Here is a 20,260-nt window from a genome sequence, read left to right as displayed (position 1 = left end):
CGGGGAGGGGCCCCGCACCGCCACCCTTCGGTGGCGGTGCGGGGCCCCTCCCCGTTCCGGTCGCTCAGACCTTCGCCGGCTCCGGCTCGTCCGACGCCTGCGCCTGCGGCGGCACGTCGCCGCCCTTCTTCGCGGCCCGCTTCTTCGCGCGGCGCTCCTTGCGGAGCTCCAGCATCGCGTAGAGCGTCGGGACCAGGAGCAGGGTCAGCAGCGTCGACGTGATCAGACCGCCGATCACGACCACCGCGAGCGGCTGGGCGATGAAGCCGCCCTCGCCGGTGACGCCCAGCGCCATCGGGAGCAGCGCGAAGATCGTCGCCAGGGCCGTCATCAGGATGGGCCGCAGACGGTGGCGGCCGCCCTCGATCACCGCTTCGACGACTCCGTAGCCCTGCTTGCGGTACTGGTTGATCAGGTCGATCAGCACGATGGCGTTGGTGACCACGATGCCGATCAGCATCAGCATGCCGATCATCGCCGGGACGCCCATCGGGGTGCCCGTGACGATCAGCAGGCCGATCGCGCCGGTCGCCGCGAACGGGATCGACACCAGCAGGATCAGCGGCTGGGCCAGCGACCGGAAGGTGCCCACCAGCAGCATGAACACGATGGCGATCGCCGCGAGCATGGCGAGGCCCAGGTTGACGAATGCCTCGTCCTGGTCGGCGGTGACGCCCCCGATCTCGGCGGTGGCGCCGGCCGGCAGGTCGAGCCCGTTGATCTTCGACTGCAGGTCGGTGCTGACCGCGCCGGTGTTGTCTCCGGTCGGCTTGGCGGTGATGGTCGCCGCGCGCTGCCCGTCGATGCGGGTCATCGAGACCGGGCCGTCCACCAGCTGCACGGTGGCGATGTCACCGAGCTTGACCGCGCCCAGGTTCAGGGCCTTCAGCTCGGCGATCGTCTCGGCGGGCTGCGCCGACTTGATCACGACGTCGCGCTCGGTGTCGTCCAGGGTCGCCTTCGCGGCCGGGGTGCCGCGCACCGCCTGGCCCACGGCCGCGCCGAGGGTCTGGTCGGTGAACCCGGCGTCGGCGGCCTTCGCGTTGGCCTTGACCGAGATCCGCGGCACGCTCTGCGCCAGGTCGCTGGTGACGTCGGTGACGTCGTCGAGGCCGGCGACGGTCTTGCGGACCTGCTCGGCGGCGTCGCGGAGCACCTGCGCGTCGGCCGCCTTGACGACGACGCTCAGGTCCTGGCTGCCGAAGCCGTCACCGGCGGCGATGGTGGTGGTGCCGATGCCGTCGCCGAGCTCGGCCAGCCCGTCCTCGATGTGGTCCTGGACGTCCTCGGCATTCGCCGAGTCCTCCAGCATCAGCTGGTACGAGGCCTGGTTGGTGTCCGTGCCGCCGCCGAAGGCGGCCATGAACCCGGACGAACCGATGGTGACCTGGTAGTCCTTGACGCCCTCGGTGTCGCCGAGCAGCTTCTCGACCTTCTTCACCTGCGCGTCGGTCGCGCCGAGGCTGGTGCCGGGCTTCAGCTCCTGCTTGACGCTGAGGACCTCCTGCTCGCCCTGGTCGAAGAAGTTGGTCTTCAGCAGCGGCGCCATGCCGAAGGTGCCGACCAGGACGACGATCGCGATGGCCACGCTGGTCAGCCGGCGGCGGGTGGCGAAGCGCAGCACGGGGACGTAGAAGCGCTGCAGGCGGCTCTTGGCCTCCTTCTCCTCGGCCAGCCTGCGGGCCTCGGCCGCATCTTCCGGGGTGCCCTTCGGGGGCCGCAGGAACCAGTACGACAGCACCGGGACGACCGTCAGCGACACCAGCAGGGACGCCAGCAGCGCCGCGGTGACGGTGAGGCTGAAGGAGCCGAACAGCTCACCGACCATGCCGCCGACCAGACCGATCGGCAGGAACACGGCGACCGTGGTGAGCGTGGACGAGGTGACCGCTCCGGCGACCTCGCGGACGGCGTTCAGGATGGCGTCCTTGCGCTCCTCGCCGTAGCCGAGGTGCCGCTTGATGTTCTCCAGCACCACGATCGAGTCGTCGACGACGCGGCCGATGGCGATGGTCAGCGCGCCCAGCGTCAGCATGTTGAGCGACAGGTCGCGCGTCCACAGGACGATCAGCGCCAGCACCACCGACAGCGGGATGGAGACCGCGGTGACCAGGGTGGAGCGGATCGACGCCAGGAAGACCAGGATGACCAGCACCGCGAAGAGCAGACCGAGCCCGCCCTCCGTGGTCAGGCCCGAGATGGCCTTGGAGACCGCCGGTCCCTGGTCGCTGACCACGGTGAGGGTCGCGCCGGAACCGAGCTGCTCGCGCAGGTCGGGGAGCTTGTCCTCGACGGCGTTGGAGATGGAGACCGCGCTGCCGTCGTGGTCCATCGTCACGGCGACCGCGAGGGACGGCTTGCCGTTGGTGCGGGTCAGGGACTCGGCCTTGGCCTCCTCCTCCTTGACCGTGGCGATGTCGCCGAGGCGGACCGGCTTGTCGACGCCCTCGCCGGTGACCATGAGGTCCTGGATCTGCTTGACCGAGGTGAAGCCGCCGCCGACCTGGACGGTGCGGTTGGCGCCGCCCTCGTCGAAGGAACCGGCCGGCACGGTCGCGCCGCCGGCCTGCAGGGAGTGGGCGAGCACCTGCGGGCCCACCCCGGCCGCGGCCAGCTTCGCCGGGTCCGGCGTGACGGTGACCTGGACGTCGCGGACGCCGTCGACCACGACCTGGGCGACACCGTCGATGTCCTTCAGCTCGGAGACGACGGTCTTGTCGAGCTGGTCGGCGAGCGCCTGCTGGTCCTTGTCCGAGGTCACGGCGAGGACGACGGTCGGAATGTCGTCCGTCGAACCGGAGATGACCTGCGGGTCCACGTCGTCCGGGAGTTGGGCGCGGGCCCGGTTCACGGCCTGCTGGACGTCGGCCACCAGCTGCTGGGTGTTCGGGCCGTAGTCGAAGGACGCCATGATGACGGCGTTGCCCTCACTGGCCGTGGAGGTGACGCCGGAGATCCCGTCGACGGCCTCGAGGTTGTCCTCGATCGGCTCGACGACCTGCTTCTCGACCACGTCCGGCGAGGCACCCTGGTACGGGGCCAGCACCGACACCATGGGCAGTTCGATGGTGGGCAGCAGCTGCTGCTTGAGCTGGGGGATGGCGATCGCCCCGAAGACGAGCGCGACGATCGACATCAGGCCTATCAGGGCCCGTTGCGCGAGGCTGAATCTCGACAGCCAGGACATGGATCAGGGTCTCTCTTCTGTTGCCGAGCGGGGACGGGGCACATGGCAGCGCCGGACGCGGGCGACACACGTGAGCGCCTACTCCAACACCCTGAGCCATGCGGGGCCCCGCATCCCTAGGCCCCAGGTCCATTTCCTTATCCCGGGCCTACTCCCACCGCAGTACACCCGGCCGGCCCTCACTCCACCCTTGGACGTACCAGTCCGGATTCGTACGCGATGACGACCAGCTGGGCACGGTCCCGGGCACCCAGCTTGGCCATGGCCCGGTTGACGTGGGTCTTCACGGTCAGCGGGCTGACCTCGAGCCGCTCGGCGATCTCGTCGTTGGAGTGCCCGCCGGCGACCTGGACCAGCACCTCGCGCTCCCGCACGGTCAGCGACCCGAGCCGCTCGGCGCGGGCCGGGTCGCGGTCCTCGTCGGCCGGGTCCTGCTGGGCGAGGAAGCGGGCGATCAGTCCCTTGGTGGCGGTCGGCGACAGCAGCGCCTCGCCCCCGGCCGCGACCCGGATCGCGCTGAGCAGTTCCTCGGGCTCCGAGCCCTTGCCGAGGAAGCCGGAGGCGCCGGCGCGCAGGGACTGCACCACGTAGTCGTCGACCTCGAAGGTGGTCAGTATGACCACCCGCACATGGGCGAGGGACGGGTCGGCGCTGATCATGCGGGTGGCGGCGAGACCGTCCGTGCCGGGCATCCGGATGTCCATCAGCACCACGTCGGCCCGCTGTTCGGCGGCCAGCCGGGCCGCCTCCGCGCCGTCGGACGCCTCTCCCACCACCTCCATGTCGGGCTCGGAGTCGACCAGCACCCGGAAGGCGCTGCGCAGCAGCGCCTGGTCGTCGGCGAGCAGGACACGGATCGTCATACGGGGTCCTTGGTGGCGTCGGTGGCGGCGTCGGTGCGGTTCCTGACCGGAAGGATCGCATGCACGCGGAAACCGCCCCCGTAGCGGGGACCGGTGGTGAGGGTGCCGCGCACGGCGGTGACGCGCTCGCGCATGCCGAGCAGTCCGTGTCCGCCGCCCTCGGCCGGGGCGTCCGGGACCTCGCCGTCTCCCGTCCCGTCGTCGAGCACGGTCACCTCGATGTTCGGACCCACCCGCACGACGCTGACCTCGGCCTTCGACTGCCGCCCCGCGTGCTTCTGCACGTTGGTCAGCGCCTCCTGGATGATGCGGTAGGCGGCCAGGTCGACGGCGGCGGGCAGCTCGGTTCCCTGGTCGGTGCGGGCCAGCTCGACCCGCAGTCCGGCGTGGTGGAAGGTGGCGACGAGTTCGTCGAGGCGGGCGAGGCCCGGGGCGGGCTCGGTCGGTGCCTCCGGGTCGCCGGACTGGCGCAGCAGGCCGACGGTGGCCCGCAGCTCGTCCAGCGCGCTCCGGCTGGCCTCCCGTACGTGGGCGAGCGCCTCCTTGGCCTGGTCGGGCCGCTTGTCCATGACGTGCGAGGCGACCCCGGCCTGCACGTTGACCAGGGCGATGTGGTGGGCGACCACGTCGTGCAGGTCGCGGGCGATGCGCAGCCGTTCCTCGGCGACGCGGCGGCCCGCCTCCTCCTCCCGGGTGCGCTCGGCCTTCTCCGCGCGGTCCCGGATGGCCTGCACGAAGGCACGGCGGCTGCGGACGGCGTCCCCGGCGGTCGCGCCGATGCCGGTCCAGGCGAACACGGCGAGGTTCTCCTGCGCGTACCAGGGCAGGGGGCCGGCCAGCATGGCGGCGCCGGTGAGCACCGTCATGGTGAGCAGGCCGACCCGCCAGGTGGTGGGACGGTCGGTGGAGGCGGCGACGGTGAAGAGGGCGATGACGGCGGACATGACGACCGGGGCCCGCGGGTCGCCGGTGACGCTCTCGACGACGGAGACCCCGCCGGTGACGACGAGGACCGCCATCGGCTTGCGACGCCGGAAGGCGAGCGCGGCGGCGCCGAGGGTCATGAGGGCGAGGCTGAGCGCGTCGGGGGTGCGCAGACCCCAGCTGACGCCCTCCGGGCCGTGCGGGTCCACGAAGGAGCCGGCGACCATGCACAGCAGGACGGCCACGGCGAGGGCGGCGTCCAGGGCGGAGGGGTGGGCGCCGATGGTGCAGCGGGCGCGGGCGAATGTGCTCACGGTTTTTTACGGTAGCTGGACCGGGGGTGTCTTATGAGGGGGCCCGCATGCAGTGGGCGTTGGCTGGGGGCTGCGCCCCCAGACCCCGCTTCGGCCCTGAACGGGCCTCGTCCTCAAACGCCGGACGGGCTGGAAATGCCGACCCGCGTCGACAGGGCGTCCCTCAGGCGCTGCCCGGGATGAGGCCGTCGTCGCTCAGGAGTTCCCGGACCTCCTCCAGGGTGGCGTCCGGGGAGGGGAGGATGAGGTCGGAGGGCTCCAGGGTGTCGTCCGGGAGGGGCTCGCCCAGTTCGCGGACCTTGGCCAGGAGGGCCTGGAGGGTCGCGCGGAAGCCTGGGCCGTCGCCGTTCTCCATTTCGGCCAGGAGCTCGTCGTCCAGCTTGTTCAGCTCACCGAGCCGGCCGTCGGCCAGCGTCAGCTGTCCCTCCCCCATGATCCGTACGATCATGTCGGCCCTCCTAGGCGTGGGCTACTGCTTGTCGAAGCGCGGGGTGTCCTGCGGCTGCTGCTGGGACTGCGACGGGGCCTGGCCCTGACCCTGGCCGCCCTCGATGGCCTGGCGATCGGCGGTGGAACCCCCGGCCAGCTCGGCCTTCATGCGCTGCAGCTCCAGCTCTACATCCGTACCACCGGAGAGCCGGTCCAGCTCGGCCTGGATGTCGTCCTTGTGCATGCCGGACTGGTCGTCGAGGGCACCGGAGGCGAGCAGCTCGTCGATGGCACCGGCCCGGGCCTGAAGCTGGGCGGTCTTGTCCTCGGCCCGCTGGATGGCCAGGCCGACGTCGCCCATCTCCTCGGAGATGCCGGAGAACGCCTCGCCGATGCGGGTCTGCGCCTGGGCCGCCGTGTAGGTGGCCTTGATGGTCTCCTTCTTCGTGCGGAAGGCGTCCACCTTGGCCTGGAGGCGCTGGGCCGCAAGGGTGAGCTTCTCCTCCTCGCCCTGGAGCGTGGCGTGCTGCGTCTCCAGGTCGGTGACCTGCTGCTGGAGCGCGGCGCGCCGGGACAGCGCCTCGCGGGCCAGGTCCTCGCGGCCCAGCGCCAGCGCCTTGCGCCCCTGGTCCTCCAGCTTGCCCGACTGGGACTGGAGCTGGTTGAGCTGCAGCTCCAGCCGCTTGCGGCTGGTCGCCACGTCGGCGACGCCGCGGCGCACCTTCTGCAGCAGCTCCAGCTGTTTCTGGTACGAGTAATCGAGGGTTTCGCGCGGGTCCTCGGCCCGGTCAAGGGCCTTGTTGGCCTTCGCGCGGAAGATCATCCCCATACGCTTCATGACACCGCTCATGGGCTTCGCGCGCCCCCTTCTGACCGACTCCAGCTCCAGCGACTGCAACAGAACCCACAGTACGGGCCCTGCATCCATTACCGCACTGTTCGGGGACGGATGCGCTCATCCCCAAGGACGACTGCGTACGCTCCCCGTCCGGCGCAGGGAGTAGGTGCTCCCCGGGGTTGTCCGGAAAGTCCCGGTGTCCGGGGGCGTACGCACCATCCGCTCCGTACTTCCACTCTGTCCCTTTACAGACGTCCGGCGTTGCCGGATCGTTCCCCACCGGACTGGGGTCCACACCCCGGCACCACGTACCCTTGGGTTTTGTGTTCCGTAGCCGTGCCAAGGATGAGAAGGCCCAGAGCGCCGTCAGTGCGCAGGTGACCGACTCCAATCAGCCCCGTGACCCGCAGGCCCCGAAGGGCAGGCCCACGCCCAAGCGCAGTGTGGCCCAGTCCCAGCGCCGCAGCGTCGCCAATACGCCGATGACCCGCAAGGACGCCGCCAAGCGGCAGCGCGAGGAGCGGCGGACCGCGATGGCCCGGCAGCGCGAGGCGCTGGCCAAGGGCGACGAGCGGTACCTGCCGGCCCGCGACAAGGGCCCGGTCCGCAAGTTCGCCCGTGACTTCGTCGACTCGCGGTTCAACATCGCGGAGTACTTCCTGCCGATGGCCGTGATCATCCTCGTGCTGAGCATGATCCGGGTTGCCTCGCTGCAGAACGTCGCGCTGCTGCTGTGGCTGGTCGTGATCGTGCTGATCGTGCTGGACTCGATCGTCACCGGCTTCCGGCTGAAGAAGCGGCTCGCCGAGCGCTTCCCGGACGAGCGCCGCCGCGGTGCGGTCGCGTACGCGCTGATGCGCTCGCTCCAGATGCGCCGGCTGCGGCTGCCCAAGCCCCAGGTCAAGCGCGGGGAGCGGCCCTGAGCACGACGCCGTTCACCGGTGGCGCGGCCGAGGCCTGGACAGCGGGGCTGTCCGGGCTTCGCAACGTCGTACGGCAGGAGTTGGTGGCCCGGCAGTTGGACGAGCAGATAGCCGGGCGCTTCGCCGTGGGCAGGCGGCTGCGCGTGCTCGACGTCGGCATGGGCCAGGGCACCCAGGCGCTGCGGCTGGCACGGGCCGGGCACCAGGTGACCGGCGTGGAGCGGGACGCGACGATGATCGCGGCCGCGCGCGAGGCGCTGGCCGGCCAGCCGGAGGGCATCCGGGAGCGGATGCGGATCGTCGAGGGCGACGGCCGGGACACCGGCGTGCACTTCCTGCCCGGCAGCTTCGACGTGGTGCTGTGCCACGGCGTGCTCATGTACGTCGAGGAGCCCGATCCGCTGCTCGCGGGGCTGGCCCGGATGCTCGCGCCCGGCGGACTGCTGTCGCTCGTGGTGCGCAACGGCGACGCGCTCGCGCTGCGTCCCGGCCTGCACGGTGACTGGACGGGCGCGCTGGGCGCCTTCGACACCACGAACTACCGCAACCGCCTGGGCCTCGACGTCCGCGCGGACCGGCTGGCGACGCTGACGGCGAAGCTCGCGGGTATCGGCGCCCCGCTGCACACCTGGTACGGCGTGCGGGTCTTCACGGACACGGCACCCGACGGGGCCCCGGTCCCGGACGACCTGGAGGCGCTGCTGGCCGCCGAGGAGCGGGCCGGCCGGACCGACCCGTACCGCGCGGTCGCGGCGCTGCTGCACCTGTGCGGGGTGCGCGGCTAGGGTCTGTCCGCCCCGGGCGCCCGTTCGGGTGTCCCCCGGGGGCCGGGAGGCCGGGGCCCGGTGAGACTCGGGCCATGGACACTTCCCGCGCCCGTCTGCCCGGGCTGCTCGCTCCGATCGCCGTCCTGGCCTGCTCCCTGCTGCTCGCGACCGGCTGTTCCGACGGCGGTTCGGGGACGGACCGCGACTCGGGGAGCGCACGGGAGGGCGACACGGCGCAGGCCGCGGCGCCACGCGCCGCAAACGACCTGCAGGCGGACTACGAACGGGTGATCAAGAACGTACTGCCGTCGGTGGTGCAGATCCAGGCGGGCGACTCGCTGGGCTCGGGGGTCGTGTACGACGACAAGGGGCACATCGTCACCAACGCGCACGTCGTCGGGGACGGCAGGTCCTTCCGGGTGACCACGGCCCGCGCCGAGGGCGCCCTGACCGCGAAGCTGGTCTCGTCCTACCCGGAGCAGGACCTGGCGGTCATCAAGCTCGACAAGGTGCCCGAGGGCATGAGGGCAGCCCGTTTCGCGGACTCCGCGAAGGTGGAGGTCGGGCAGATCGTGCTGGCGATGGGCTCGCCGCTCGGCCTGTCCTCCAGCGTGACGCAGGGCATCGTGTCGGCGACCGGGCGGACCGTCACCGAGGGCAGCAGCGGAGGCGGCACGGGCGCGACCATCGCCAACATGGTGCAGACGTCGGCGGCCATCAACCCCGGCAACAGCGGGGGCGCCCTGGTGAATCTGGACGGGCAGGTGATCGGCATCCCGACGCTGGCGGCCACCGATCCGGGCCTCGGCGACAGTGCGGCCCCCGGCATCGGGTTCGCGATCCCGGCGTCGATGGTGACGACGGTGGCCGGGCAGATCGTCAAGGACGGCAAGGTCACCGACTCGGGCCGGGCCGCGCTGGGCATCACCGCCCGTACGGTCGTGGACGACAGCTACCGCCCGGCCGGGGTGGCCGTCGTCGAGGTGAGCGACGGCGGCGCCGCCGACGACGCCGGTCTGCGCCCCGGGGACGTCCTCGTGAAGCTCGGCGACACGGACATCACCACCATCACCTCGCTGTCCGAGGCGCTGGCGTCGATGCGGCCGGGCGACCGGACGAAGGTGACGTACACCCGGGTCGGCAAGGAGCACACGGCCGAGGTGACGCTCGGCGAGCAGTGACGGGGGCGAAGCCGCCCCCGTCCCCGCCCCCGTCCCCCGGGGCCTCAGGCCTCGGTCCCCGCCTCCGCCTCGGCCTCGGCCTCCGCCTCCTCGGCGTGCAGGCTCATCGGGCCGTAGATCTCGGTGGAGTCCTCGAAGAGCCGCACCTGGTCGGTGCCGCCCTCCTGGAGGTCCTTCCAGTGCTCCCCGATCCAGGACTCGGCGTCCCCTTGCGTGGTGAACTCCTCGGGCTGCACCGCGGGCGGGACCTCCGTCCCGTCGGCCGTCTCGAACCGCCACGTCCATGCCGCCATGTACGCCTCCAAGATGTGAGCACATGCAGAGCGGAAGCCGGATCTTGGTCCGGCCCCCGCCCGCAGCCTATGCGCTGGGCCGGGCACTCCGTAGAAGGCCGGGAGACAAGATCCGGTGACGGGAACGGCCCCGCCGCACGCCCCTTGGGGGGACTCGGGCGCGCACGTCGCCGGGTGACCGGTGAAAATCGGTGCGTGGACGTGACTCTGCTCGGCACCGGTGCCCCCGCGGGACTGCCCCGCCCCGACTGTCCCTGCGCGGCCTGTGCCGCGACCCAGGGCGAGGACGCGCGCGCCGCGACCGCGCTGCTGGTGGACGGGGCGCTGCTGCTCGACCTGACGCCCGGCGTGGCCTTCGCCGCGGCGCGGGCCGGGCGCTCCCTGGCCGGCGTACGGCAGGTGCTGCTCTCCCATCCGCACGACGGCCCCGCCGTGGAGGTCCCGGCCGGGCTGCCGCAGCCGGGCCGGGTGCCGGACGGGCGGGAGCTGGCGCTGCTGACCGGGCACCGGGTGCGGGCGGTGGCGCTGGACGCACCCGGCACCGGGTACGCGGTGACGGGCCCGGACGGCCGACGGCTCCTGTACGTACCGCCGGGTGGCGCGCCGGCCGGGCTGGAGGAACCCGCGGAGCCGTACGACCTGGTCCTCGCGGACGTCGTGGGGCGGCCGGACGCGCTGGCGAAGCTGCGGGCGGTGGGCGCGGCGGGCCCGACCACGGACGTCGTCGCCGTCCACCTGGACCACGACGTGCCGCCGGGCCGGGAGCTGGCGCGGCGGCTCGCGGCGGCGGGCGCGCGGGCGGTGCCGGACGGCACGACGCTGGCGGTGGGCTCGTACGAGGACGTGCCCGACGTACCGCGGCGCACCCTCGTACTGGGCGGCGCCCGGTCGGGCAAGTCGGTGGAGGCGGAACGCCGGCTGGAGTCCTTCCCCGACGTGCTCTACGTCGCCACCGGCGGTTCCCGGGGCGGCGACACCGAATGGGCGGCCCGGGTCAGCGCGCACCGGGAGCGCCGCCCCGGTTCGTGGCGCACCGCCGAGACCTGCGACCTGGTCCCCCTCCTGAAGGACGAGGGCCCGCCCCTGCTCGTCGACTGCCTGTCCCTGTGGCTGACGGACGCGATGGACGCGGTCGGCGCGTGGGACGACGCGGAGTGGGCCGACGGCGGCGAACGGGCGCTGGGGGCCCGGGTACGGGAGCTGACGGACGCGGTCCGCGCCACCCGGCGCACGCTGGTGGCGGTGTCGAACGAGGTCGGCTCGGGCATCGTCCCGGCCACGGCCTCCGGCCGCCGCTACCGCGACGAACTCGGCCGCCTGAACGCGGCGTTCGCCGCCGAGTGCGAGCAGGTCCTGCTCGTGGTGGCGGGCCAGGCCCTGGTGCTACGGGGCTGAGGCGTCCTTGCGCGCGATGACGCGGTGCCCCCGGGTGCCGGTGAGGACCGTGCAGCCCTGGGCCACGAGTTCGGCGCCCAGCCCGACGGGGTGCACCGGCACCATGCGGCGCGGGTCGGCCACGTCGACGAGCAGATGCCCGCCGGGCCGCAGCGCTGCCAGCGCGGCCCGCAGTTCGGCCCGCGGGTCCGCAACCCGCTCCAGGTACTGGAAGAGGCTGACGACGTCGTAGCGCTCCCGCACCCGCACCGCCACATGATGATCCGTCAGGCGCCCGACGAGCGCCTCCTCCACCCGCTCGACGGCGCGGGCCCGCAGCACCCGACGGGTGGGATCGAGGCCGTCGAACGAGGTGTACGGGAAGTACGCCCGGGCGGCCCGCGGGAAGTCGGCGTCCCCGGTGCCGACGTCCAGCCAGCTCTCGGGCTCGGGACAGCGGCGGGCCATGGCCCGGGCGGCCAGCACGTACCCGATCCGGACACCGGCCCGGACCACGGGGTGTTCGGGCCCGGGCGTGAGCGGCGGATTCCGGAAGGCGTGCCGACAGTCCGAGCACCGCTCGACCGGAGACCGGTGCGGCGCTCCCTGCCGCGGCCCGGCACCGCGCGGCCGGCCGCGCAGCCGCCGGGAGCCGCACCAGGGACAGTCCTCGCGATACGGCCCGTACGGGGGGACGGGAGGCACCGAGGGGACGGAGGTTCCGGACACGGGCGGCTCCCGACGCGAGACGAACATGGCCACGTACGACATTCCAGGCAAAACGTTACGTAGGTGCGGGCGCTGCGGGGTGCAACGACGCCGCCCGGGCGCGCTGCCCACGGGCCCTCCTTCGGGTTCGACGGGGGCCGGTACTGTTCGGCGAATGAGCTCGCTGAATCTCGACGACTTCACCGACCTGATCGAGCGCCCCGACGGCGGGGTACGCCGCGACGCGGAGGCGCGCCGGGAGCGTCAGGTCGTTCCGCCCGGATCGCTGGGCCGCCTCGACGACCTGGGCGAGTGGCTGTCGGCAGCCCAGTCCGCCGTGCCGGTACGGCCGGTCGTCCGCCCCCGCGTGGTGCTCTTCGCCGGTGACCACAAGGTTGCCGAACTGGGTGTGTCGGCGCGGCCGGCGGGCGGCGCCGGCGAACTGGTGCGCGAGGTACTGGAGGGCGGCCGGCCGGTGTCGGTGCTCGCCGGGCGCCTGGACGTACCCGTGCGCGTCGTCGACATGGCCCTGGACTGCGACCCGGAGACGCTGCCGGCGGAGGTGGCGGGCCACCGGGTGCGGCGGGGCGGCGGCCGCATCGACATCGAGGACGCGCTGACCCTCGAGGAGGCGGAGGCCGCCTTCCGGGCCGGGATGGCGGTGGCCGACGAGGAGGCCGACTCGGGCACGGACCTGGTGGTGCTCGGCGACGTGAGCGTGGGCGGTACGACCGCGGCGGGTGTGCTGGTCGCCGCGCTGTGCGGGACGGACGCGTCGGTCGTCACCGGCCGGGGCGGGCTGCCGATCGACGACCTGGCCTGGATGCGCAAGTGCGCGGCGATCCGTGACGCGCTGCGTCGCGCGCGTCCCGTCCTCGGCGACCAGCTGCAACTCCTCGCCACGGTCGGCGGCGCGGACCTCACGGCCATGACGGGCTTCCTGCTGCAGAGCGCGGTGCGGAAGATGCCGGTGATCCTGGACGGCGTCGTGACGGCGGCGTGCGCGCTGGTCGGGCAGCGGGTCGCCTTCCGGGCGCCGGACTGGTGGCTGGCCGCGCACGACAGCGGGGAGCCGGGGCAGGCGAAGGCGCTGGACCGGATGGCCATGGAGCCGCTGCTGACCCAGGGCGTGAAGGTGGGCGAGGGCGCGGGCGGTTTGCTGGCGCTGCCGTTGGTCCAGGCGGCGGCGTCCTTGGCGGCGGACCTGCCGGAGATCCCCGACGGTGAGGCCGTGACCGGGGGCGAGTGAACGCGGTTCGGCAAACCGGGGTTCCTTGGCCACCCGGCGCGGATGTGGCCGCGGGGGTGGGTCGCGTGGCCCGGCGCTGCCGGGGTGCCGCCACGCCCACCCGTGCCGCCCCAGCGGCACGACTGCCCGCGGCTAGGGGGCGACGGCCCGCAGGCGCGTACGGCGGGAAGGGGACGTGTCGGGGGGTGTTCGCCCGCAGCGGTTGGCGCGTCAACGCCCCGAGCCCCCGTAGCCAACCGATTCCGCGCCGTTCCGAGGACGAACACCCCCCGGCGCGGCCCCGACCCACCCACCCCACGCACCGCGCTACGCGCACCCCCACCGAACCCGCACAGGCGCCGCAGGCGTCCTCACCGTGGGTCCGGGCGGCCGCCGATCCAGTCCTGGACGACGCGGCGCGGCCCGGACCAGCGGCGGTCGTGGTGGTAGGCGCGCAGCCGTGCCCTCGCGCGGGCGCGCGGCCGACGGGCGTAGAAGCGGCGGGCCCACGGGGACCCGGGACGGGCCAGCCGGACCGCGCCGATCAGGGCGATCACGGGCACGATGACCCCGAAGATCGCCAGCCGCGCCTTGCCCTTGGCCAGGGCGAGAAGGGAGAAGAAGAAGTTCCCCGCGACGGTCGCGATGACGTTCGCGCGGTCCTGCAACTCGTCCTGGGACATCCCGTCGACACCGAACGGCGTGAACCCCGCCAGCACCAGCCCGACCAGCGCCGCGGTGAGCACCACGACCTCCACGCTCTTGCGCCCCGCCTCGCTCCAGTACACGTCGTCGAGGTGCAGGATCAGCGCGAACTCGTCCAGCACGAGCCCCGCCCCGACCCCGAAGACCACCGCCGCGAGCGCCGACCCGAACCCGTGCCGCCCACCGGCCACCGCGCCGAACCCGCCGACGACGGTGAGGACGACCCCGGGAACCACGTGGTGGATGTGCACCCCGCCCGCCTTGACGTTCCCGAAGGGTCCCTTGCCCGCCCGGATCAGTCGGGTGATGACCCGGGTGATCACGAACGTCAGCACGAACGCCGTCAGCGCGAGGAGCAGCGGCAGCTTGCCCGGTTCCATGATGTTGCGCTGCCACCAATCTCCCATATGCGCACTTTATCCCCGAGACCCGTCAACGCCCCGCCGACCGCCGGGTAGTCTGCGCCGGTGCTCAGGACCCCCTCCCCCGACGGCCTCCGTTTCGCCTTCGGCACCCTCACCGTGCTCCCGGTCAAGGTCACCCGCTGGGACCGGCCCGCCGCGCGCGGCGGCATGCTGTGGGCGCCGCTGGCCGGACTGACCGTGGGCGTCCTCGCCGCGGGCGTCGGGCTCCTGCTGCTCGTCCTGGGCGCCGGGACCCTGCTGGCGGCGGTCGCCACGGCCGCCGTCCCCGCCGTACTCACCCGCGGACTGCACCTGGACGGGCTGGCCGACACCGCCGACGGACTGGGCAGCGGCAAGCCCGCCGAGGACGCCCTGCAGATCATGAAGCAGTCGGACATCGGACCGTTCGGCGTGCTCACTCTGCTGTTCACGCTGCTGGCCCAGGTGGCCGCCCTCGCCCATGCCTACGACGGCTCGTGGACCCGGGGAGCGCTCGCCGCCGTGGTGTCGGCGACGGCCGCCCGGCTGGCGCTCACGACGGCGGCCCGGACCGGAGTGCCGGCCGCCCGCCCGGAGGGACTGGGCGCGGCGGTCGCCGGGGTGGTCCCGGTCGGCGGGGCGCTGGCCGCCGCGGCGGTCGTCACCCTGGCCGGCGCCGCGGCGGGCGCGTTCCTGGGCCCGTACGACGCACTGCGCACGGCGCTCGCCGTAGGGTGCGCGATCACCGCCGCCGAACTCCTGCTGCGGCACTGCGTCCGCCGCTTCGGCGGCGTCACGGGCGACGTCTTCGGCGGCGTCGCGGAGACGGCGGCCACCACCGCCCTCGTGGTCCTCGCCCTCGGTTGAGTCAGGGACTCAGCAGGCCTCCCGCCACGCATCCAGTTCGTACTTCTTCAGCATCGAACTGAGCCGCAGCTCACGGGAGTCGGCGCAGAAGCGTTCCGTCGGCAGCTCGTACTCGACGTGGAAGACCGCCTTGTCCGCGTCGACGAACGGCTGGTTGTCGGCGCACTCGCCGTACTGGGCGCACTGCTCGTTGACGGCGAAGTCGAAGTCGTCGACCAGCTCCGGGATCTGGTCCAGGTCGTTCTTCAGACCGACGGCCATCCCGCGGTCGTGGGCGAGCTTCGCGATCAGCCGGTTGTAGCGGAGCTGGTCGTCGCCGGTGAGCGGAAAGCCGGTGTCGTTCTTGTAGCCGTCCATGTTGTCCGGCTCGACCGCGTCGAAGCCCTTCTCGCGGCACATGTCGAGGCGTTCGGCCATCAGCGGCTCCAGGACGTCCGTCGCGCGGATGTCCAACCACCGCTCGCCCTCCCAGCCGTTGCCCTTGCCGAGCACGGCCGCCGGGAAGTCGTCGGCGTCGGGCCGGAAGTCCTCCCAGGCGCCGGTGGAGACGTAGCAGATGACCTTGCGTCCGTCGTCGTGCAGCCCGGCGACCGTCGCCTCGTCGTGGTCGAAGCCGTCGATGTCGTAGACGGGTACGTCGACGGAGGTGTCGAGCTTGCCGCTGAGCTGCCACTGCCAGGCGGTGCCCGGCGTCGGCCGCCAGTGGCCGGCGGCCGGCCCGCCGTCGTCACCGGGGGCCGTCGTGCAGCCCGCGAGCAGCGGCAGGAGGAGGGCTGTCGACAGGACCGGGCGTCTCACGGGAAGTGCTCCAGAGTGCGGGAGGGGTGGGCGGCGTACCCCCGGAATGATCTCCCATGGTCCCTCCGGTGGGGAAACCGCGGCCCCGCGGGAGGGAGTGCGGCCGGGCGCGAGCGTAGGCTCGTGCCGAGTGTTCGCCTGCCCAGGCGAGGACCGCATCGCAGGAGGGATCTAGGGTCGGATGTCGGGCCCGGTCGACCCACCCGCATTCGGCCACACCAGACTTCATACGGAAGCGAGATTTCACCACCGTGACTGCTCTCACTCTCTCCACCGCCGCGGCGCCCGGCCTCCGGGCCGACGCGATCGTGATCGGCGTCGCCAAGGGCGCAGGCGGCCCGTCCGTCGCCCCGGGCGCCGAGGCCGTGGACAAGGCGTACGACGGCCGGCTCGCCGCCGTCCTGGAGACCCTCGGCGCCTCCGGCTCCGAGGGCGAGGTGACGAAGCTGCCCGCTCCGTCCGGCTTCAAGGCGCCCGTCGTGGTGGCGGTGGGCCTCGGTGCCGAGCCCGAGAAGGACGCCGGTTTCGACGCCGAGTCGCTGCGCCGGGCCGCCGGTGCGGCCGCCCGCGCCCTGGCCGGCGCCAAGAAGGCCGCCTTCGCCCTGCCGCTCGCCGAGGCCGCCGACGCCGGTGTCGTCGCCGAGGGTGTGCTGCTCGGCGCGTACTCCTTCGACGCGTACAAGGAGTCCGCGAAGGAGACCAAGGCCGCCAAGGGCAACGGCAAGGCCCCGCTCGCGGAGGCCGTGCTGCTCGGCGGCAAGCCCCGCGACAAGGCGTACAAGGCGGCGATCGAGCGTGCCGCGGCCGTCGCCGAGGAGCTGAACCGCGCCCGCGACCTGGTCAACACCCCGCCGAACGACCTGAACCCGGAGGCGTTCGCGGCGGTCGCGCAGGCCGCGGCCAAGGAGCACGGCATCAAGGTGCAGGTGCTCGACGAGAAGGCGCTGACCAAGGGCGGCTACGGCGGCATCCTCGGCGTCGGCGCCGGTTCGGCGTCGGGTCCGCGGCTGGTCAAGCTGTCGTACACCTCGCCCAAGGCGAAGAAGTCCCTCGCCTTCGTCGGCAAGGGCATCACCTACGACTCGGGCGGCATCTCGCTGAAGCCGGCCGGGCACAACGAGACGATGAAGTGCGACATGGCCGGTGCCGCCGCCGTGTTCGCCGCGGTGGTCTCCGCCGCGCGGCTCGGCCTGGAGGTCAACGTGACCGGCTGGCTGGCGCTGGCCGAGAACATGCCGTCGGGCTCCGCGACGCGCCCGGGTGACGTGCTGCGCATGTACAGCGGCAAGACGGTGGAGGTACTCAACACCGACGCGGAGGGCCGGCTCGTGCTCGCCGACGCGCTGTGGGCGGCCTCGCAGGAGAAGCCGGACGCGATCATCGACGTGGCGACCCTGACGGGCGCGATGATGCTGGCGCTGGGCAGCCGTACGTACGGGATCATGGCGAACGACGACGCGTTCCGCTCCGCGGTGCACGAGGCGGCGGAGGAGTCCGGCGAGCCGGCGTGGCCGATGCCGCTGCCGGAGCACCTGCGCAAGGGCATGGACTCGCCGACCGCGGACATCGCGAACATGGGCGAGCGGATGGGCGGCGGTCTGGTGGCCGGTCTGTTCCTGCGGGAGTTCGTCGGCGAGGGCATCACCTGGGCGCACCTGGACATCGCGGGTCCGGCCTTCAACGAGGGCGGGCCGTTCGGGTACACGCCGAAGGGCGGCACGGGGACGGCGGTGCGGACGCTGGTGCGGGTTGCCGAGCTGGCGGCTGCGGGTGAGCTGGGCTAGCTGGGCCGGGGGCGCCTAAGGGGTTCGGGGCGCGGGTGATCGTGCGGCTGCGGGCCCGTCGTGGCTCGTCGCGCAGTTCCCCGCGCCCCTTGGTTGGCTGTCCCGGCGTCGGCCAGAAAGAACCGCCGGGCGTCGCGCCCACGCGGCGAAGCCGCAGACCAGCACAGCCCCGCACCCCTTGGTTGGCCGTCCCGGCGTCGGCCAGAAAGAACCGCAGGGCGTCGCGCCCACGCGGCGGAGCCGCTGGCGTCGGCACAAATGAACCGTAGGGAACCCGCTCGCGTGAACGTGGGGTGTCTCACACCCCGGCCCCACGTCTCGTTCGCCTCTCACAAGTGCGAAGATGGAGCCCGGCAGGACAGGGCCCACCCAAGGGCCGAGAACAAAGAGCGGCCGGACACCAGCCGCCGACCGGTCACTGGAGACCGGCGTGGCGCACATGCATGGAGGACGTGACGTGGCGAACGACGCCAGCACCGTTTTCGACCTAGTGATCCTCGGCGGTGGCAGCGGTGGTTACGCCGCGGCCCTGCGCGGGGCGCAGCTGGGCCTGGACGTCGCCCTGATCGAGAAGAACAAGCTTGGCGGCACCTGCCTGCACAACGGTTGCATCCCCACCAAGGCCCTGCTCCACGCGGGCGAGGTCGCCGACCAGTCCCGCGAGAGCGAGCAGTTCGGCGTCAAGACGTCCTTCGAGGGCGTCGACATGGCCGGCGTGCACAAGTACAAGGACGAGGTGATCGCCGGCCTGTACAAGGGCCTGCAGGGTCTGGTCGCCTCCCGCAAGATCACGTACATCGAGGGTGAGGGCCGGCTCTCCTCCCCCACCTCCGTCGACGTCAACGGCCAGCGTGTCCAGGGCCGCCACGTCCTGCTCGCGACCGGCTCCGTGCCGAAGACGCTGCCGGGCCTGGAGATCGACGGCAACCGGATCATCTCCTCGGACCACGCCCTCACGCTCGACCGCGTGCCGAAGTCCGCGATCGTGCTGGGCGGCGGCGTCATCGGCGTCGAGTTCGCCTCCGCGTGGAAGTCCTTCGGTTCCGAGGTCACGGTCATCGAGGGCCTCAAGCACCTCGTCCCGGTCGAGGACGAGAACAGCTCCAAGCTCCTGGAGCGCGCCTTCCGCAAGCGCGGCATCAAGTTCAACCTGGGCACCTTCTTCCAGAAGGCCGAGTACACCCAGGACGGCGTCAAGGTCACCCTCGCCGACGGCAAGGAGTTCGAGGCCGAGGTCCTGCTCGTCGCCATCGGCCGCGGCCCGGTCTCGCAGGGCCTGGGCTACGAGGAGAACGGCGTCGCGACGGACCGCGGCTTCGTCCTCGTCGACGAGTACATGCGGACCAACGTCCCGACCATCTCCGCCGTCGGTGACCTCGTTCCCACCCTCCAGCTCGCGCACGTCGGCTTCGCCGAGGGCATCCTGGTGGCGGAGCGGCTCGCCGGCCTGAAGACCGTGCCGGTCGACTACGACGGCGTGCCGCGGGTGACGTACTGCCACCCGGAGGTCGCCTCCGTCGGTCTCACCGAGGCCAAGGCGAAGGAGGTCTACGGCGCGGACAAGGTCGTCTCGATCAAGTTCCCCCTGGGCGGCAACGGCAAGAGCCGCATCCTCAAGACCGCCGGCGAGATCAAGCTGGTCCAGGTCAAGGACGGTGCCGTGGTCGGCGTCCACATGGTCGGCGACCGCATGGGCGAGCAGGTCGGCGAGGCGCAGCTGATCTACAACTGGGAGGCGCTGCCGGCCGAGGTGGCCCAGCTCATCCACGCCCACCCGACGCAGAACGAGGCGCTCGGCGAGGCCCACCTGGCGCTGGCCGGCAAGCCGCTCCACATGCACGACTGACCGCTTCGGTCTTCGGGCGCGACGACACAGACTTCCGCACTTTCGTAAGGAGCAACCGAAACCATGGCGGTTTCCGTAACCCTTCCGGCGCTCGGCGAGAGCGTCACCGAGGGCACCGTCACCCGTTGGCTGAAGGCCGAGGGTGAGCGCGTCGAGGCCGACGAGCCGTTGCTCGAGGTCTCGACCGACAAGGTCGACACCGAGATCCCGGCCCCCGCCTCGGGCGTGCTGTCCTCCATCAAGGTCGCCGAGGACGAGACCGTCGAGGTCGGCGCCGAGCTGGCGCTGATCGACGACGGCAGCGGCGCCCCCGCCGCCGCGCCGGCCCCGCAGGCCGAGCAGGTCGCCGAGCCGGCCCCCGAGCCCGCCCCGGCCGCCCCCTCCACCGAGCAGGCCGCCCCGGCGCCCGCTCCCACCGCCGACGCCGCCGCAGGCGGCTCCGCCGAGGGCACGGACGTGGTCCTGCCCGCGCTCGGCGAGTCCGTCACCGAGGGCACCGTCACCCGCTGGCTGAAGTCGGTCGGTGACAGCGTCGAGGAGGACGAGCCGCTGCTCGAGGTGTCGACGGACAAGGTCGACACCGAGATCCCGGCCCCCGCCTCCGGCACGCTGCTGGAGATCGTGGTCGGCGAGGACGAGACGGCCGAGGTCGGCGCCAAGCTCGCCGTCATCGGTGCGGCGGGTGCCGCCCCGGCGGCGGCCCCGGCCGCCCCCGCGGCCCCGGCCCAGCCCGAGCCCACCCCGGCTCCGGCCGCTCCGGCCCCGGCTCCCGCGCAGGCCGCTCCGGCCCCGGCGAGTGCCGTCGGCACGACCGGAAGAAGCAGTGCCGTGCCGAGCGCGATCTCGCC

18 protein-coding genes are annotated in these 20,260 nt (G+C 72.8%); 9 read left to right on the top strand and 9 right to left on the bottom strand.

What is annotated here, in order from left to right; translation table 11 throughout:
• Window positions 1-64 precede the first annotated feature (64 nt).
• The 5 genes from IE258_RS39435 to IE258_RS39415 all read right to left on the bottom strand — a co-directional run bounded on the left by IE258_RS39435 (window position 65) and on the right by IE258_RS39415 (window position 6,555).
• Complete coding sequence (locus IE258_RS39435; RefSeq protein ID WP_189750611.1) at window positions 65-3,187, bottom strand: efflux RND transporter permease subunit; 3,123 nt, start codon at window positions 3,185-3,187, stop codon at window positions 65-67.
• A 179-nt stretch (window positions 3,188-3,366) separates the two neighbouring features.
• The gene (locus IE258_RS39430) at window positions 3,367-4,050 is read right to left on the bottom strand and encodes a response regulator (RefSeq protein ID WP_189750610.1); all 684 of its coding nucleotides are present in this window, start codon (window positions 4,048-4,050) and stop codon (window positions 3,367-3,369) included.
• Complete coding sequence (locus IE258_RS39425) at window positions 4,047-5,288, bottom strand: sensor histidine kinase (protein ID WP_189750609.1); 1,242 nt, start codon at window positions 5,286-5,288, stop codon at window positions 4,047-4,049. The genes IE258_RS39430 and IE258_RS39425 overlap by 4 nt, the downstream gene beginning before the upstream one ends.
• 163 nt (window positions 5,289-5,451) lie before the next feature.
• Window positions 5,452-5,736: a PspA-associated protein PspAA gene (gene pspAA / locus IE258_RS39420; protein ID WP_189750608.1), complete on the bottom strand. Its 285-nt coding sequence runs from the start codon at window positions 5,734-5,736 to the stop codon at window positions 5,452-5,454.
• A 21-nt stretch (window positions 5,737-5,757) separates the two neighbouring features.
• The gene (locus tag IE258_RS39415; protein WP_258009197.1) at window positions 5,758-6,555 is read right to left on the bottom strand and encodes a PspA/IM30 family protein; all 798 of its coding nucleotides are present in this window, start codon (window positions 6,553-6,555) and stop codon (window positions 5,758-5,760) included.
• A 284-nt stretch (window positions 6,556-6,839) separates the two neighbouring features.
• Here IE258_RS39415 and IE258_RS39410 point away from each other — a divergent pair, with 284 nt between their 5' ends.
• The 3 genes from IE258_RS39410 to IE258_RS39400 all read left to right on the top strand — a co-directional run bounded on the left by IE258_RS39410 (window position 6,840) and on the right by IE258_RS39400 (window position 9,426).
• On the top strand, window positions 6,840-7,478 hold the full coding sequence (locus IE258_RS39410; RefSeq protein ID WP_189750616.1) for a DUF3043 domain-containing protein: 639 nt from the start codon (window positions 6,840-6,842) through the stop codon (window positions 7,476-7,478).
• Window positions 7,479-7,561: 83 nt separating this feature from the next.
• Window positions 7,562-8,263 carry a class I SAM-dependent methyltransferase gene (locus IE258_RS39405; RefSeq protein WP_189750607.1) on the top strand — a complete coding sequence of 234 codons (702 nt, stop codon included), beginning with the start codon at window positions 7,562-7,564 and terminating at the stop codon, window positions 8,261-8,263.
• Window positions 8,264-8,337: 74 nt separating this feature from the next.
• Window positions 8,338-9,426: a S1C family serine protease gene (locus IE258_RS39400; protein WP_189750606.1), complete on the top strand. Its 1,089-nt coding sequence runs from the start codon at window positions 8,338-8,340 to the stop codon at window positions 9,424-9,426.
• A gap of 44 nt (window positions 9,427-9,470) precedes the next feature.
• On the opposite strand, the gene IE258_RS39395 is transcribed toward IE258_RS39400, so the two are convergent.
• Window positions 9,471-9,719: a hypothetical protein gene (locus IE258_RS39395; RefSeq protein ID WP_159330638.1), complete on the bottom strand. Its 249-nt coding sequence runs from the start codon at window positions 9,717-9,719 to the stop codon at window positions 9,471-9,473.
• Window positions 9,720-9,914: 195 nt separating this feature from the next.
• On the opposite strand from IE258_RS39395, the gene IE258_RS39390 reads away from it, so the two are divergent.
• Window positions 9,915-11,114 carry a bifunctional adenosylcobinamide kinase/adenosylcobinamide-phosphate guanylyltransferase gene (locus tag IE258_RS39390; RefSeq protein ID WP_159330640.1) on the top strand — a complete coding sequence of 400 codons (1,200 nt, stop codon included), beginning with the start codon at window positions 9,915-9,917 and terminating at the stop codon, window positions 11,112-11,114.
• Here IE258_RS39390 and IE258_RS39385 read toward each other — a convergent pair.
• Complete coding sequence (locus IE258_RS39385) at window positions 11,103-11,609, bottom strand: methyltransferase domain-containing protein (protein WP_229892731.1); 507 nt, start codon at window positions 11,607-11,609, stop codon at window positions 11,103-11,105. The genes IE258_RS39390 and IE258_RS39385 overlap by 12 nt on opposite strands.
• A gap of 367 nt (window positions 11,610-11,976) precedes the next feature.
• Between IE258_RS39385 and cobT the strand changes: the two genes are divergently transcribed.
• Entirely contained in the window at window positions 11,977-13,050 is a 1,074-nt protein-coding gene (cobT, locus tag IE258_RS39380; RefSeq protein WP_189750604.1) for a nicotinate-nucleotide--dimethylbenzimidazole phosphoribosyltransferase, read from the top strand.
• Window positions 13,051-13,400: 350 nt separating this feature from the next.
• Here cobT and IE258_RS39375 read toward each other — a convergent pair whose 3' ends face one another.
• Window positions 13,401-14,141 carry a hypothetical protein gene (locus IE258_RS39375; protein ID WP_189750603.1) on the bottom strand — a complete coding sequence of 247 codons (741 nt, stop codon included), beginning with the start codon at window positions 14,139-14,141 and terminating at the stop codon, window positions 13,401-13,403.
• Between the two features lie 60 nt (window positions 14,142-14,201).
• Between IE258_RS39375 and IE258_RS39370 the strand changes: the two genes are divergently transcribed.
• Entirely contained in the window at window positions 14,202-14,984 is a 783-nt protein-coding gene (locus tag IE258_RS39370; RefSeq protein WP_189750602.1) for an adenosylcobinamide-GDP ribazoletransferase, read from the top strand.
• A gap of 9 nt (window positions 14,985-14,993) precedes the next feature.
• On the opposite strand, the gene IE258_RS39365 is transcribed toward IE258_RS39370, so the two are convergent.
• Window positions 14,994-15,782, bottom strand: a complete 789-nt coding sequence (locus IE258_RS39365) for an endo alpha-1,4 polygalactosaminidase (RefSeq protein ID WP_189750601.1) — start codon at window positions 15,780-15,782, stop codon at window positions 14,994-14,996.
• Between the two features lie 251 nt (window positions 15,783-16,033).
• Here IE258_RS39365 and IE258_RS39360 point away from each other — a divergent pair, with 251 nt between their 5' ends.
• The 3 genes from IE258_RS39360 to IE258_RS39350 all read left to right on the top strand — a co-directional run.
• On the top strand, window positions 16,034-17,566 hold the full coding sequence (locus IE258_RS39360; protein WP_189750600.1) for a leucyl aminopeptidase: 1,533 nt from the start codon (window positions 16,034-16,036) through the stop codon (window positions 17,564-17,566).
• Between the two features lie 457 nt (window positions 17,567-18,023).
• Window positions 18,024-19,412 (top strand): dihydrolipoyl dehydrogenase, encoded by a 1,389-nt coding sequence (gene lpdA / locus IE258_RS39355; RefSeq protein ID WP_162833074.1) that lies wholly within the window; start codon window positions 18,024-18,026, stop codon window positions 19,410-19,412.
• 63 nt (window positions 19,413-19,475) lie between these two features.
• The coding region (locus tag IE258_RS39350; RefSeq protein ID WP_308434245.1) for a biotin/lipoyl-containing protein at window positions 19,476-20,260 on the top strand (785 nt) is incomplete at its 3' end.

The sequence above is a fragment of the Streptomyces tendae genome, assembly GCF_014650435.1.
Classification (GTDB): Bacteria; Actinomycetota; Actinomycetes; order Streptomycetales; family Streptomycetaceae; genus Streptomyces; species Streptomyces tendae.
Note: the sequence above shows the minus strand (reverse complement) of the source record. Positions and strands in the feature narration are given on the sequence as shown.

Bases quoted from the DNA above. Each gene is read 5' to 3' on its own strand.
- IE258_RS39435 (WP_189750611.1), bottom strand. From the start codon at position 3,187: ATGTCCTGGCTGTCGAGATTCAGCCTCGCGCAACGGGCCCTGATAGGC.
- IE258_RS39430 (WP_189750610.1), bottom strand. From the start codon at position 4,050: ATGACGATCCGTGTCCTGCTCGCCGACGACCAGGCGCTGCTGCGCAGC.
- pspAA (WP_189750608.1), bottom strand. From the start codon at position 5,736: ATGATCGTACGGATCATGGGGGAGGGACAGCTGACGCTGGCCGACGGC.
- IE258_RS39415 (WP_258009197.1), bottom strand. From the start codon at position 6,555: ATGAAGCGTATGGGGATGATCTTCCGCGCGAAGGCCAACAAGGCCCTT.
- IE258_RS39400 (WP_189750606.1), top strand. From the start codon at position 8,338: ATGGACACTTCCCGCGCCCGTCTGCCCGGGCTGCTCGCTCCGATCGCC.
- IE258_RS39395 (WP_159330638.1), bottom strand. From the start codon at position 9,719: ATGGCGGCATGGACGTGGCGGTTCGAGACGGCCGACGGGACGGAGGTC.
- cobT (WP_189750604.1), top strand. From the start codon at position 11,977: ATGAGCTCGCTGAATCTCGACGACTTCACCGACCTGATCGAGCGCCCC.
- IE258_RS39375 (WP_189750603.1), bottom strand. From the start codon at position 14,141: ATGGGAGATTGGTGGCAGCGCAACATCATGGAACCGGGCAAGCTGCCG.